This is a genomic window from Ramlibacter sp. WS9 (assembly GCF_003797765.1).
Classification (GTDB): Bacteria; Pseudomonadota; Gammaproteobacteria; order Burkholderiales; family Burkholderiaceae_C; genus Ramlibacter.
Map to the genome: position 1 here is coordinate 49,185 of NZ_RKMB01000013.1, position 13,332 is coordinate 62,516.

Here is a 13,332-nt window from a genome sequence, read left to right on the forward strand (position 1 = left end):
ATCTCTAATGCTTCAATGAGCGGACCATTGGATGGTCGAGATGTCGACTCCATCCTGGTACATCTCCCACAGCGGACTCAGCTCGCGCAGACGGGCCACATTCTGCTTGATGGTGGAGATGGCGTAATCGATTTCTTCCTCGGTCGTGAAGCGGCCGATGGTCATGCGCAGGCTACTGTGCGCAAGCTCGTCGCTGCGGCCCAGGGCGCGCAGCACATAGCTCGGTTCGAGCGACGCCGATGTGCAGGCTGAGCCGGACGACACCGCCAGCCCCTTGATGCCCATGATCAGCGATTCGCCCTCGACGAAGTTGAAGCTCATGTTCAGGTTCTGCGGCACCCGCTTTTCCAGGTTGCCGTTGATGAACACCTGCTCGATGTCCTTCAGGCCGTCCAGCAGCCGCTGCTGCAGCGCACGCGCCTTGGCGTTGCTTTCGGCCATCTCGGCCTTGGCGATGCGGAAGGCTTCGCCCATGCCGACGATCTGGTGCGTGGGCAGCGTGCCGGAACGCATGCCGCGTTCGTGCCCGCCGCCGTGGATTTGCGCTTCGAGCCGCACGCGCGGCTTGCGCCGCACGTACAGCGCGCCAATGCCCTTGGGGCCATAGGTCTTGTGCGCCGTCATGCTCATCAGATCGATGGGCAGCGTCGCCATGTCGATCTCGACGCGGCCCGTGGCCTGCGCGCCGTCGACGTGGAACAGGATGCCCTTCTCGCGGCACATCGCGCCGATGGCCGGGATGTCCTGGATGACGCCGATCTCGTTGTTGACGAACAGCACGCTGACCAGGATGGTGTCGGGGCGCAGGGCCGCCTTCAGTTTTTCCAGGTCAACCAGGCCGTCTTCCTGGACGTCCATGTAGGTGACCTCGAAGCCTTGCCGCTCGAGCTCACGCATGGTGTCGAGCACCGCCTTGTGCTCGGTCTTGAGCGTGATGAGGTGCTTGCCGCGTGTCTTGTAGAACTGCGCCGCGCCCTTGAGGGCCAGGTTGATGGACTCGGTCGCGCCGCTGGTCCACACGATCTCGCGCGGGTCCGCGCCGATCATGTCGGCCACCTGGCCGCGCGCATTTTCAACGGCCTGTTCCGCTTCCCAGCCCCAGGCGTGGCTGCGGGATGACGGATTGCCGAAATGCTCGCGCAGCCAGGGGATCATCGCGTCGACGACGCGCGGATCCACCGGCGTGGTGGCGGCGTAATCCATGTAGATCGGGAAATGCGGGGTCATGTCCATGGTGCAAGTAAACAATGAAGCTTCAGGAAACCCGGACCGCCCACGATGCACGCAAGCGGTTCACGGAACTCAGGACTTGGCGTACGAGTTGCCCAGCGCGAACACCGAATTCGGTGCGTTGACGCGGATCGGCTTGACCACCGGCTGGCTCGAGATGGCGCGCTTGACCGCCGGCTTGTCCTCGATCTGCATGCCCTTGGCCAGTTGGTCATCGACCAGCTTTTGCAGCGTGACGGAGTCCAGGAACTCCACCATGCGCTGGTTCAGTGCCGCCCACAACTCGTGCGTCATGCAGCGGCCGCCGTCGCCCTGGCAATTTTCTTTGCCGCCGCACTGGGTGGCGTCGATCGGCTCGTCCACCGAGACGATGATGTCCGCCACGGTGATCTCGGTGGCCTTGCGGCCCAAGGTGTAGCCGCCGCCCGGGCCGCGGGTGGACTCCACCAGCTCATGCCGGCGCAGTTTCCCGAACAGCTGTTCGAGGTACGAAAGCGAAATCTGCTGACGCTGGCTGATCGCCGCCAACGTGACGGGACCATTGTTCTGGCGCAGAGCCAAATCAATCATCGCGGTGACCGCAAAGCGGCCTTTGGTCGTGAGTCGCATGGCAAGCTCCTTAATGCTTGGCTACCTTCAATCCACTTCCGGGGCGTGCCCCGAAGCCCTTCCCTGCCCATTTCTCGGCTTCCTACCGCCCCACCGACGAGCTAACTCATTGATGACTAAGGGTTTCTCTGGAGTTGTTGTTGAGTGTTTCCGTCAAGTATAGCAGAACCCCACCGGATCGCTCGGGTACTCCGGGCATTCGGCCTATCAGCCCCGCTGCAGCGCGGCCTGGATATGGATCAGCAGGCCGCTGCACGCCACTTCGATGTGATCGAGCACGCTTTCGAAGCCGTCATGGCCGCCGCAATACGGGTCAGCCACCACATCTGAGATGCCCGGCGGGGCGAATTCCATCAGGCGCTTGAGCTTGTGCAGATGCTGGGCCGGACACAGCTCGCGCAGTTCTTCCAGGTTCTGCCAGTCCATGGCCAGGACCAGGTCGAATTTCTCAAAATCGCGCGGGCTGACCTGCCGAGCCCGCTGGTTCGACAGGTCGTAGCCGCGTTTGAGCGCGTGCTTCTGGCTGCGCCCGTCCGGCGGAGACCCCACGTGATAGTCCAGCGTGCCGGCCGAGTCGATGTGTACCTGGTCTTCCAGGCCGGCTTCGCGGACGAGGTGGCGCAGAACGCCCTCCGCCGTCGGGCTGCGGCAAATGTTTCCCATGCAGGCCATCAAGACCGAATACTTGATCGCCATCGCATCACCCCTTGGCGCCGGCCTGGATCGGAATCACGTTGTCGTGCACCACCGCACCGAAAGCCTGCTCCTTCAACACCACCAACTGGTCGCGCACCCGCGCCGCCTTCTCGAACTCCAGGTTGCGCGCGTGCTCCAGCATCTGCTTTTCGAGCCGCTTGATTTCCTTGGCGATGTCCTTTTCGGACATGTCCTCCACCATCGCGCGCTGCAGTTCCTGCTTTTCCATTTCGCGGCCGGTTTTGGCGCTGTAGACGCCGTCGATCAGGTCGCGCACTTCCTTCTTGATGCTGCGCGCGGTGATGCCGTGCTCGATGTTGTGAGCGAGCTGCTTGGCCCGGCGCCGCTCCGTCTCGCCGATGGCCTTCTTCATCGACTCGGTGATGCGGTCGGCGTACAGGATGGCCCTGCCGTTCAGGTTCCGCGCGGCGCGGCCGATGGTCTGGATCAGCGAGCGTTCGGCGCGCAGAAAGCCCTCCTTATCGGCGTCGAGGATGGCCACCAGTGACACCTCGGGAATGTCCAGGCCTTCGCGCAGCAGGTTGATGCCCACCAGCACGTCGAAAGCGCCGAGCCGTAGGTCGCGCAGGATTTCCACCCGCTCGACGGTATCGATGTCGCTGTGCAGGTAGCGCACCTTGACGCCGTTGTCGGACAGGTAATCGGTGAGCTGCTCGGCCATCCGCTTGGTCAGCGTGGTGATCAGTACCCGCTCGTTCTTTTCGACGCGGATGCGAATCTCCTGCAGAACGTCGTCCACCTGGTGCGTGGCGGGGCGCACTTCCACTTCCGGGTCGACCAGGCCGGTGGGCCGGACAAGTTGCTCGACCACCTGGCCGGCATGGGTCTTCTCGTAGTCGGCTGGGGTGGCGGATACGAAGACGACCTGGCGCATGCGCGCCTCGAATTCCTCGAACTTCAGCGGCCGGTTGTCCAGCGCCGAGGGGAGGCGAAAGCCGTACTCCACGAGCGTGAGCTTGCGCGCTCTGTCGCCGTTGTACATGGCGCCCAGTTGGCCGATCATCTGGTGGCTCTCGTCCAGGAACATCAGCGAGTCCTTGGGCAAATAGTCGGTCAACGTAGACGGCGGTGCGCCAGGAGGCGCGCCCGACAGGTGGCGCGTGTAGTTCTCGATGCCCTTGCAGTGGCCGATTTCGCTGAGCATCTCCAGGTCGAAGCGGGTGCGCTGCTCCAGGCGCTGGGCTTCGACCAGCTTGCCCGCGGACACGAACTCCTTCAGCCGGTCGGCCAGCTCGATCTTGATCGTCTCCACCGCCGACATCACCTTTTCGCGCGGCGTCACGTAGTGGCTGGACGGGTAGACCGTGAAGCGCGGCACCTTCTGCCGGATGCGACCCGTGAGCGGGTCGAACAGCTGCAGCGATTCGATCTCGTCGTCGAACAACTCGACGCGGATGGCAAGCTCGCTGTGCTCCGCCGGGAAGATGTCAATGGTGTCGCCGCGCACCCGGAACGTGCCGCGCGAGAAGTCCTGCTCGTTGCGGTTGTACTGCATGCGGATCAGCTGGCTGATGATGTCGCGCTGCCCGATCTTGTCGCCCACCCGCGTGATGAACCGCATCTGCGTGTAGTCTTCCGGCGCACCGATGCCGTAGATCGCGCTCACCGTGGCGACGATCACCGTGTCGCGCCGCTCCAGCACGCTCTTGGTCGCCGAAAGCCGCATCTGCTCGATGTGCTCGTTGATCGAGCTGTCTTTCTCGATGAACAGGTCGCGCTGCGGCACATACGCTTCGGGCTGGTAGTAGTCGTAGTAGCTGACGAAGTACTCCACGGCGTTCTTGGGGAAGAACTCGCGGAACTCGCTGTACAGCTGGGCTGCCAGTGTCTTGTTGGGCGCGAAAACGATGGCCGGCCTACCGAGCCGCGCGATGACGTTGGCCATGGTGAACGTCTTGCCCGAGCCCGTGACGCCCAGCAAGGTCTGGAAAACCTCGCCGTCCCGGACACCTTCAACCAGCTTGTCGATGGCGGCGGGCTGGTCGCCCGCGGGTGGATAGGGCTGGAACAGCTCGAACGGCGAATCGGGAAAGCTGATGAATTCGCCGGGCTTGCTTTCCGGTATGACTTCAGAGACTTCTGGCATGGACCTTGTCGGGGGAAACCCGGAGTAACGGCTTAAAATGGGAGCAACCGGACAGCGTACCGCAACCCCGGCCGACCGTGCGCTTGCACACGGTTACCCGCCCCAAGCTACTGACAAACTTCCCGAGGAACTCCATGTCTTTGTTCACCGCCGTCGAAATGGCCCCGCGCGACCCGATCCTGGGCCTCAACGAGCAATTCAACGCCGACACCAATCCCCACAAGGTCAACCTCGGCGTCGGCGTGTACTACGACGACAACGGCAAGCTGCCCCTGCTGGAGTGCGTCCAGGCCGCGGAAAAGCAGATGATGGAAGACCCGAAGGCCCGGGGCTACCTGCCCATCGACGGCATCGCCGCATACGACTCCGCCGTCAAGAACCTGGTATTTGGGGCCGAAAGCGACCCGGTCAAGTCCGGCCGCGTGGCCACCGTCCAAGCCCTGGGCGGCACCGGCGGCCTGAAGATCGGTGCGGACTTCCTGAAACGGCTCAACCCCAACGCCAAGGTGCTGATCAGCGACCCGAGCTGGGAAAACCACCGCGCCCTGTTTGCCCAGGCCGGCTTCACGGTCGAGAGCTACCCGTACTACAACGCCGCCAAGCGCGGCATCGACTTCGACGGCATGCTGACGGCGCTGAACGTCGCGCCCGAAGGCACCGTGGTCGTCCTGCACGCCTGCTGCCATAACCCCACCGGCTACGACATCACGGCCGAGCAGTGGGACCAGGTGATCGCCGCCGTCAAGGCCCGCAAGCTGGTGCCCTTCCTCGACATGGCCTACCAGGGCTTCGGCTACGGCATCGCCGAAGACGGCGCCGTGATCGCCAAGTTCGTGGCTTCGGGCCAGAACTTCTTCGTGTCCACCTCGTTCTCCAAGAGCTTCAGCCTGTACGGCGAGCGTGTCGGCGCCCTTTCCGTGCTGTGCCAGGACAAGGAAGAAGCCGGCCGCGTGCTGTCGCAGCTCAAGATCATGATCCGCACCAACTACAGCAACCCGCCTATCCACGGCGGCATGGTCTGCGCCATGGTGCTGAACACGCCGGAACTGCGCGCGCTGTGGGAGAAGGAGCTGGCCGACATGCGCACGCGCATCAAGCAGATGCGCGTGGCCCTGGTCGAAAAACTCAAGGGCGCGGGCGTGAAGCAGGACATGAGCTTCATCACCCAGCAGATCGGCATGTTCAGCTACTCGGGCCTCACCAAGGACCAGATGGTGCGCCTGCGCAACGAGTTCGGCGTCTACGGCACCGACACCGGCCGCATGTGCGTGGCCGCGCTGAACAGCAAGAACATCGACTACGTCTGCGCGTCGATCGCGAAGGTGCTCTAGCCCCAGACCGCCGACCGCATCGAGATCGACGCCGACTGGTAGTTGGTGTTGAAGAAGCGCAGCGGCTCTTTGGGGTCCACGGCGCCCGCCGCATACAGCAACGGCAGGTAGTGGTCGTAGGTCGGGTGGGCCAGTTGCGCCACCTGGCCCAGCTTCTGGAAGTCGACCAGCCCGGCCAGATCGCCCTTTTCCATCTGGCCCGCGATCTTCGTGTCGAACTCGGTCGCCCAGTCGTAGGCCTGGTTCGACGCGACTCCGCGCCGCGTCGCGCGCAGGTTGTGGACGATGTTGCCGCTGCCCACGATCAGCACGCCGCGCTCGCGCAGCGCCTTCAGTTGCTGGCCGATCGCGAAATGCTCGGCCGGCGGGCGCGAATAGTCCATGCTCAGTTGGATCACCGGGATGTCTGCCTTGGGGAACATGGGCTTCAGCACCGACCAGGTGCCGTGGTCGAACCCCCATTCGCTGTTGTCCAGGCCGATCGGCGGCTGCGTGAAACCGCGGCTGATCTCCTGCGCCACCACCGGCGCGCCCGGCGCGGGAAATTGCTGGTCGAACAACTCCTGAGGGAATCCGCCGAAATCATGGATGGTCTTCGGCTTGTCCATCCCCGTCAGCCACCAGCCTCGGGTGATCCAGTGCGCGGATACGCACAGAATCAGTTGCGGCTGCGGCAGCCGCTTGCCGAATTCGGCGCCCAGGGCCTGCCAGCTGCGCCGGTATTCGTTGTCCTCGATGGCGTTCATGGGGCTGCCATGGCCCAGGAACAACACCGGCATCCGCGGCGACTTCTTCAGTTGCGTGAGTTGGCCCAGGGCCGCCGCATTCGTGCTTTCCGACATCAAATACCCTCCCGCCACGGCCAGTCCAGCCGCCGCACCCACCAGATCGCGTCGTCGCATATGAGAACGTTCATAGTTATAACGATAATCGGAGAAACTTACACACCGTAAGTTCCCCTCACACATTGGTAGTTCTACGTCTAACCAGCCTTTGTTACTAAGTGCTATATTGCACTGCAACACGGACGGGACCACATGCTTTATCAGATCTACGAAACCCAGCGCTCCCTGATGGAGCCCTTTGCCGACTTTGCGCAGGCGGCTTCCAAGCTGTACAGCAATCCCCTGTCGCCCTTCGGCCAGAACCCGCTGGCGCAACGCGTCTCCGCCAGCTATGACCTGATGTACCGGCTGTGGAAGGACTACGAGAAGCCTGAATTCAACCTCACGCACCTCGACATCGACGGCACCGAAATCGCCATCCACGAACGGGTGGAAGTCGACAAGCCCTTTTGCGACCTGCGCCGGTTCAAGCGCTTCACCGACGATCCCGCCACGCTGACCAAGCTCAAGGGCCAGCCCGCCGTGCTCATCGTTGCGCCCCTGTCGGGCCACTATGCGACGCTGCTGCGCGATACGGTGCGCACCATGCTCAAAGACCACAAGGTCTACATCACCGACTGGAAGAACGCGCGTACCGTCCCCCTCGATCAGGGCGAGTTCCACCTGGACGACTACGTCAACTACGTGCAGGAATTCATCCGCCACCTGCAAGGCATCTACGGCAACTGCCACGTCATCAGCGTGTGCCAGCCCACGGTGCCGGTGCTGGCCGCCGTGTCGCTGATGGCCTCGCGCGGCGAAGTGACGCCGCTCACCATGACCATGATGGGTGGCCCGATCGACGCCCGCAAGTCGCCCACCGCCGTCAACAACCTGGCGATGAACAAGAGCTACGAGTGGTTCGAGAACAACGTGATCTACCGCGTTCCGTCCAGCTTCCCGGGTGCCGGCCGCCGGGTGTACCCGGGCTTCCTGCAGCACACCGGTTTCGTGGCGATGAACCCCGACCGCCACGCGTCGAACCACTACGACTACTTCAAGAACCTCATCAAGGGCGACGACGCCAGCACCGAGGCGCACCGCAAGTTCTATGACGAGTACAACGCCGTGCTCGACATGGACGCGGACTACTACCTCGAGACCATCCGCGTGGTGTTCCAGGAGTTCGCGCTGGTCAACGGCACGTGGGACGTCATCAGCGAACAGGGCGACCTGGAGCGCGTGCGCCCGGAAGACATCAAGACCACCGCGCACTTCACCATCGAAGGCGAGTTGGACGACATTTCCGGCTCCGGCCAGACCGAAGCGGCACACGAGCTTTGCTTCAACGTGCCCAAGTCGCGCCAGAAGCACTTCGAGGTGAAGGGCGCCGGCCACTACGGCATCTTCAGCGGCCGCCGCTGGCGCGAGCTCGTGTACCCGCAGGTGCGCGACTTCATCAAGCAGTTCAGCGAAGGCCCGGTGCTTGCGGACAGCGGCAAGCGGTCGAGCGCCGCGGCCAAGCCCGTGACCGTGAAAAAGCCAGCAGGCCGCCAGCGAACGACGGCCTAGTCTTATCGTGGACGCGCTGGCCGCGCGGCTGCACGCCGCCCTGCCCCAGACCCAGTGCACCCGCTGCGGCTATCTGGATTGCGCGGGCTACGCGCAGGCTGTTGCCGCGGGCGAGGCAGAGATCAACCAGTGCCCGCCAGGCGGCGCGGAAGGCGTTGCCCGGCTGGCCGCGATCACTGGCAGGCCGGTTCTGCCATTGAACCCGGCCAACGGCGTCGAAGGCCCGCGCGCGGTCGCCGTGATCGATGAAGCCTGGTGCATTGGCTGCACGTTGTGCATCAAGGTCTGCCCGACCGACGCCATCATGGGCAGCAACAAGCTCATGCATACGGTGATCGAGCCGTATTGCACGGGCTGCGAGTTGTGCATCCCGGCCTGCCCGGTGGACTGCATCAGCCTGGAGAACGTGACCGGACAGCGTACCGGCTGGCAGGCGTGGTCAGCGGCACAAGCCGCCGAGGGGCTGGAAAGGTACGAATTTCACCTCATGCGTATGGCCCGCGAAGAAGAAGAAAACGCGCAGCGGCTTGAAGCCAAGGCGAAGGCCAAGCTCGCGGACTTGCCGTCCCACACGCATGGCGCCGAAGGCGCCGAGGCCGACCGCAAGCGCTCGGTGATCGAGGCGGCACTCGCCCGCGCGCGCGCCAATCGCGGCTAGAGCCTCACGCGGGCGACATCACGACCACCAACTGCGCCGGCTGCTTGCTGGTGCTGAGGTACACGTGGCCCACACCGCTGTCGAAATACGCGCTCTCCATGCGCTTGAGCGCGATCGACTCGCCCGTCTCGAACCGGATACGCACGCTGCCCGACAGCACCATCACGAATTCCTGGCCGGGGTGGCGCACGAAATCGTTGAACTCGGTGAGCGAGCGCGCGTCGATGCGGCCCCACGCGGGCGTCATGCGCTTGGTCGGGAAAGCCGTGGCCAGCATGCGCAGGTCGTAGTTCTCGGTGTCGTAGCGCGGCGCCGAGGCCAGCACCGACCGCACGGCCAGCGGAGCACCCGCATCATCGGGCGACGGCTCCGCTCCCGCCGCGCCGAACAGCTGCGCGATGTCCACAGAGAGCGCGCGGGCCACGGCCGCAAGTTTTTCGTAACTGGCCGATACCTGGCCGAGTTCCATCTTCGACAAGGTGGACAGCGCCACGCCCGAGCTCGCGGACAGCGCCTTCAAGGTCAGCCGCCGCTGCTTGCGGATTTCACGCAGGCGCGCGCCCACACGCGCGCGGTCCGGCAGCGCCTGCGCCGCCGGGACTCTCCTCATGGTTTTCCCTGAGCTCATGGCATGATTCTCGCATGAGAGAATTCTCAAATGCGAGAATTTGATGTTGCCATCATCGGCGCCGGCATCGCCGGGGCTTCCCTGGGCTACCGACTGGCCCCGCGCTGCGCAGTGGCCGTGCTCGAGCGCGAGACCCAGCCCGGCTACCACGCCACAGGCCGGTCCGCCGCCATGTTCATGGAAAGCTACGGGCCGCCGATGGTGCGCGCCCTCACCCGTGCCAGCCGGGCCTTCTACCAGGCACCGCCGGCCGGCTTTGCGGAGCATGCCCTGCTCGCCCCGCGCGGCGCGCTGTACGTCGCCACGCACGAGCAAGCCCACTTGCTGGGCGAGACGCAGGCCGAGCTGGAGGCCACCGGCAGCCGCGTCGAGCGGCTGGACGCCGCCGCAACGCTGGCGAAAGCGCCCTGCCTGCGGCCCGAGACGGTGCACGGCGCACTGTTCGAGAGCGACGCGCAGGACATCGACGTCGGTGCACTGCACCAGGGCTTCCTGCGCGGGCTTCGCGCGTCGGGTGGCGTCGTGCGCACCGGCGCAGAAGTTGTGGGTGCCACGCGCGATGGCGATGCCTGGAAAATCGAATTGACGGGCGGAGAGTTGCTGCGCGCGCGCGTCGTCGTTGACGCGGCGGGCGCCTGGGCTGACGCGGTTGCGCGCGTCTTCGGCGCCGCACCGCTTGGCCTGGAGCCACGCCGGCGCAGCGCCTTCACATTCAAGCCGCCCGAGGGCGTCGATGTCTCCGCCTGGCCGGCCGTGGCGGGCATCGACGAGAGCTACTACTTCAAGCCGGACGCGGGGCAGTTGCTCGGCTCGCCCGCGAACGCAGACCCCACCGTGGCCCACGACGTGGTGCCGGAGGAACTCGACATCGCGATGGGCATTCACCAGATCGAGACCGCCACGACGCTCAGCATCCGGCGCCCCAGCGCAACCTGGGCCGGCTTGCGCACGTTTGCACCGGACGGCGAAATCGTCATCGGCTGGGACGACGGCTGCGAGGGATTTTTCTGGCTCGCCGGCCAAGGCGGCTATGGCATCCAGAGTGCGGCCGGCGCCTCCGAACTGGCGGCCGCACTCGTGCTCCACGAGCCACTGCCTGCGGCCCTGCATGCGCAGGGTGTGGACGCGCGCCTCGTCTCGCCGAACCGCCTGCGCTGAACACTTCACTTGCAAGGACACTCATGAAACGCTTCGCATTCCTTCTGGCCGCCCTCGTCGCAAGCGCCTCGGCTGCGGCCTTCCCCGACCGCCCCATCACTCTGGTCGTGCCCTACCCACCCGGCGGAGCGACCGACGTCATCGGCCGCATCGTGGCCAAGGGCATGGCGCAGCGGCTGGGGCAGCCGGTGGTCGTGGACAACAAGGCCGGCGCGGGAACGGCCATCGGCGCGACCGCGGTAGCCCAGGCGGCGGCCGATGGCTACGCGCTCCTCATCAGCTCCAACACCACGTTCACCGTCACGCCCGCGCTGCGGCCCAAGCTCGCTTTCGATCCGCAGAAGAGCTTCGAATCCATCGGCCTCATCGGCACGTCGCCGCTCGTGTTGCTGGCCAACCCGTCCGTGCCCGCCGCCAACGTGAAGGAAGTCGTGGCATTGGCCAAGGCGCGGCCCGCCAAGCTGGCGTATGGATCGTTCGGTTCGGGAACGACATCGCACTTTGCCGGCGAGATGTTCAAGCTGGTGTCCGGCGCGGACCTGCTGCACGTGCCATACAAAGGCAGCGCACCCGCGATGACGGACCTGATCGCGGGCCAGGTGCAGTTCACTTTCGATACCAACGTTGCTGCCCTGCCGATGCTGCAGGCCGGCCGCGTCAAGGCCATCGCGGTCACCTCGCTGCAGCGCTCGCCGTCGCTGCCCAACGTGCCGACCATCGCCGAATCGGGCTACCCCGATTTCGAGATGGTGCCGTGGATCGCTGTCGTGGCACCGCGCGGCTTGCCGCAGCCCGTGCAGAAAGCCTTGAGCAAGGCGCTGATCGACACACTGGCGGACCCGGTCATTCGCGACAGCCTTCAGAAGGCCGGCCTGGATGTGGCCTACCAGCCCGGCAGCGTGTACGACACCAAGGTGGCCAGGGAGTTGCCGCAATTGCGCGCCTATGTGCACAAGGCGAAGATTCAGGCGGATTGAAGAGGACGGCATGGCACACGATCACGACCTACCCCAGCTCAGCGCGGCGCGCTTGCGGCGCCTGATCGGCACGCGCCAGATATCCCCGGTCGAATTGCTCGACGCGTGCATCGCACGCATCGAACGGTACAACCCCGCGGTCAATGCGGTCACGGCCACCGACTTCGAGCGGGCGCGGGAGCACGCACGCGCCGCGGAAGCCGCCGTGATGCGCGGCGACGCCCTCGGGCCCCTGCACGGGCTGCCCCTGGGCGTCAAAGACCTGCAGGACACGGCCGGGCTGCTCACCACGCACGGCAACGTCGGCCTGCGCGGCAACGTGCCGGCTGCCGACAACACGCTGGTCGCACGGCTGCGGCGCGCCGGCGCGATCGTGACCGCCAAGACCAACGTGCCCGACATGGGCGCGGGGGCGAACACCCGCAATCCGGTATGGGGTGCCACCGGAAATCCGTTCGATCCATCGCTCAACGCCGGCGGCTCGTCCGGCGGGTCGGCCGCAGCGCTGGCGTGCGATTTGCTGCCGCTGTGCACCGGCTCGGACACCGGCGGATCGCTGCGCATTCCGGCTGCGTTGTGCGGCGTCGTCGGATTGCGCCCGTCGCCGGGGCTCGTCGCCAACAATGCGCGTGCGTTGGGCTGGTCGGTGATTTCCGTCCTGGGGCCGATGGGGCGATCCGTCGACGACGTCTCGCTGATGCTCTCCGCAAGCCTGGGCGTCGACACGCGCGATCCGCTCTCTCATGCGGCCGCGCCCGAGGCGTTCTGGCCCGCAGGCGCAGCGGATTTGTCGGGGCTGCGCGTGGGGTACACCGAGGACTTCGGCCTGTGCATCGTCGACCCAGGCGTTCGCCGCACATTCCGCTCGCGCGTCGAGTCGATTCGGCCGCTGGTGGCGGCGTGCGAGCCCATTGAACTGGAGTTGGGCGACGCCGACCGCGCCTTCGACGTGCTGCGCGCCGAGGCTTTCGTTGCCGCCTACGCGGACGTTTACAAGAACGCGCCGGAAACCCTGGGCCCCAACGTGCGCGCCAACGTCGAGATGGCCGGCTCGATCACCCTCGGCGATCGCGCCTGGGCTCACCTGCAGCAGACCCACATTGCCCGGCAGTTCGCCCGCGCATTCGAGCGCTACGACCTGATCATTGCGCCGACCACGCCGGTGTCCGCCTTCCCCTGGACCGAGCTGTATGCCAAAGAGATCGACGGCCAGGCCATGCGCAACTACTACCACTGGCTGGGCCTGACCTACGTCGTGACGCTCGCCACGAACCCGGCGCTGTCGCTGCCTTGCGGCCGCGACGAACAAGGCATGCCGTTCGGCTTGCAGGTGATCGGGCGCCTGCGGGAAGACGCCGCGTTGCTGCGGGCAGCGAAGGCGCTCGAGGAGGCATGGGCCGGCGATGCCGATACGGCCAGGCCCGTGCCGGACTTCACCGCGCTCGAGCAGCCGAGGCCCGAGCTCAAGAGCATCGTGACGCATCCGCCGCTCGTGGACGGTGGCTCCAACGGCGCGGCGCCTGTCGCTGTCTAGGCGCCAAA

General features: G+C 65.5%; 12 protein-coding genes. 6 read left to right on the top strand and 6 right to left on the bottom strand.

From position 1 onward, the window contains the following. Positions 1-12: 12 nt before the first annotated feature. The 4 genes from EEB15_RS19120 to uvrB all read right to left on the bottom strand — a co-directional run bounded on the left by EEB15_RS19120 (position 13) and on the right by uvrB (position 4,642). The gene (locus EEB15_RS19120; protein WP_141511477.1) at positions 13-1,233 is read right to left on the bottom strand and encodes an IscS subfamily cysteine desulfurase; all 1,221 of its coding nucleotides are present in this window, start codon (positions 1,231-1,233) and stop codon (positions 13-15) included. 69 nt (positions 1,234-1,302) lie between these two features. Beyond that, entirely contained in the window at positions 1,303-1,839 is a 537-nt protein-coding gene (iscR, locus tag EEB15_RS19125) for a Fe-S cluster assembly transcriptional regulator IscR (protein ID WP_141511478.1), read from the bottom strand. A gap of 207 nt (positions 1,840-2,046) precedes the next feature. Further along, a complete protein-coding gene (locus EEB15_RS19130) occupies positions 2,047-2,535 on the bottom strand; it encodes a low molecular weight protein-tyrosine-phosphatase (RefSeq protein ID WP_141511479.1) in 489 nt (162 codons plus the stop codon). 4 nt (positions 2,536-2,539) lie between these two features. Further along, complete coding sequence (uvrB, locus tag EEB15_RS19135; RefSeq protein ID WP_141511480.1) at positions 2,540-4,642, bottom strand: excinuclease ABC subunit UvrB; 2,103 nt, start codon at positions 4,640-4,642, stop codon at positions 2,540-2,542. Positions 4,643-4,776: 134 nt separating this feature from the next. Here uvrB and EEB15_RS19140 point away from each other — a divergent pair, with 134 nt between their 5' ends. Then, the gene (locus EEB15_RS19140) at positions 4,777-5,973 is read left to right on the top strand and encodes an amino acid aminotransferase (protein WP_141511481.1); all 1,197 of its coding nucleotides are present in this window, start codon (positions 4,777-4,779) and stop codon (positions 5,971-5,973) included. On the opposite strand, the gene ygiD is transcribed toward EEB15_RS19140, so the two are convergent. Further along, positions 5,970-6,815, bottom strand: a complete 846-nt coding sequence (gene ygiD / locus EEB15_RS19145; protein WP_141511611.1) for a 4,5-DOPA dioxygenase extradiol — start codon at positions 6,813-6,815, stop codon at positions 5,970-5,972. The two genes, EEB15_RS19140 and ygiD, sit on opposite strands and share 4 nt — an antisense overlap. A 195-nt stretch (positions 6,816-7,010) precedes the next feature. Between ygiD and EEB15_RS19150 the strand changes: the two genes are divergently transcribed. Beyond that, positions 7,011-8,369, top strand: coding sequence for a polyhydroxyalkanoate depolymerase (locus EEB15_RS19150; protein ID WP_141511482.1), 1,359 nt, complete (start codon positions 7,011-7,013; stop codon positions 8,367-8,369). 7 nt (positions 8,370-8,376) lie between these two features. Beyond that, positions 8,377-9,027: an electron transport complex subunit RsxB gene (gene rsxB, locus EEB15_RS19155; RefSeq protein WP_141511483.1), complete on the top strand. Its 651-nt coding sequence runs from the start codon at positions 8,377-8,379 to the stop codon at positions 9,025-9,027. A gap of 4 nt (positions 9,028-9,031) precedes the next feature. Here rsxB and EEB15_RS19160 read toward each other — a convergent pair whose 3' ends face one another. Continuing rightward, complete coding sequence (locus tag EEB15_RS19160; protein WP_233259546.1) at positions 9,032-9,655, bottom strand: helix-turn-helix domain-containing protein; 624 nt, start codon at positions 9,653-9,655, stop codon at positions 9,032-9,034. Between the two features lie 30 nt (positions 9,656-9,685). Here EEB15_RS19160 and EEB15_RS19165 point away from each other — a divergent pair, with 30 nt between their 5' ends. The 3 genes from EEB15_RS19165 to EEB15_RS19175 are packed head-to-tail and all read left to right on the top strand — an operon-like array spanning position 9,686 to position 13,324. After that, on the top strand, positions 9,686-10,813 hold the full coding sequence (locus EEB15_RS19165) for an FAD-binding oxidoreductase (protein WP_141511484.1): 1,128 nt from the start codon (positions 9,686-9,688) through the stop codon (positions 10,811-10,813). Between the two features lie 23 nt (positions 10,814-10,836). Then, a complete protein-coding gene (locus EEB15_RS19170; RefSeq protein WP_141511485.1) occupies positions 10,837-11,790 on the top strand; it encodes a tripartite tricarboxylate transporter substrate binding protein in 954 nt (317 codons plus the stop codon). A 10-nt stretch (positions 11,791-11,800) separates the two neighbouring features. After that, positions 11,801-13,324 (top strand): amidase, encoded by a 1,524-nt coding sequence (locus tag EEB15_RS19175; protein WP_141511486.1) that lies wholly within the window; start codon positions 11,801-11,803, stop codon positions 13,322-13,324. Positions 13,325-13,332: the final 8 nt, after the last annotated feature.

Coding starts and splice junctions, on each gene's coding strand:
- EEB15_RS19120 (WP_141511477.1), bottom strand. CDS start 1,233: ATGGACATGACCCCGCATTTCCCGATCTACATGGATTACGCCGCCACC.
- iscR (WP_141511478.1), bottom strand. CDS start 1,839: ATGCGACTCACGACCAAAGGCCGCTTTGCGGTCACCGCGATGATTGAT.
- EEB15_RS19130 (WP_141511479.1), bottom strand. CDS start 2,535: ATGGCGATCAAGTATTCGGTCTTGATGGCCTGCATGGGAAACATTTGC.
- uvrB (WP_141511480.1), bottom strand. CDS start 4,642: ATGCCAGAAGTCTCTGAAGTCATACCGGAAAGCAAGCCCGGCGAATTC.
- EEB15_RS19140 (WP_141511481.1), top strand. CDS start 4,777: ATGTCTTTGTTCACCGCCGTCGAAATGGCCCCGCGCGACCCGATCCTG.
- ygiD (WP_141511611.1), bottom strand. CDS start 6,815: ATGTCGGAAAGCACGAATGCGGCGGCCCTGGGCCAACTCACGCAACTG.
- EEB15_RS19150 (WP_141511482.1), top strand. CDS start 7,011: ATGCTTTATCAGATCTACGAAACCCAGCGCTCCCTGATGGAGCCCTTT.
- EEB15_RS19160 (WP_233259546.1), bottom strand. CDS start 9,655: ATGAGCTCAGGGAAAACCATGAGGAGAGTCCCGGCGGCGCAGGCGCTG.
- EEB15_RS19165 (WP_141511484.1), top strand. CDS start 9,686: ATGCGAGAATTTGATGTTGCCATCATCGGCGCCGGCATCGCCGGGGCT.
- EEB15_RS19170 (WP_141511485.1), top strand. CDS start 10,837: ATGAAACGCTTCGCATTCCTTCTGGCCGCCCTCGTCGCAAGCGCCTCG.
- EEB15_RS19175 (WP_141511486.1), top strand. CDS start 11,801: ATGGCACACGATCACGACCTACCCCAGCTCAGCGCGGCGCGCTTGCGG.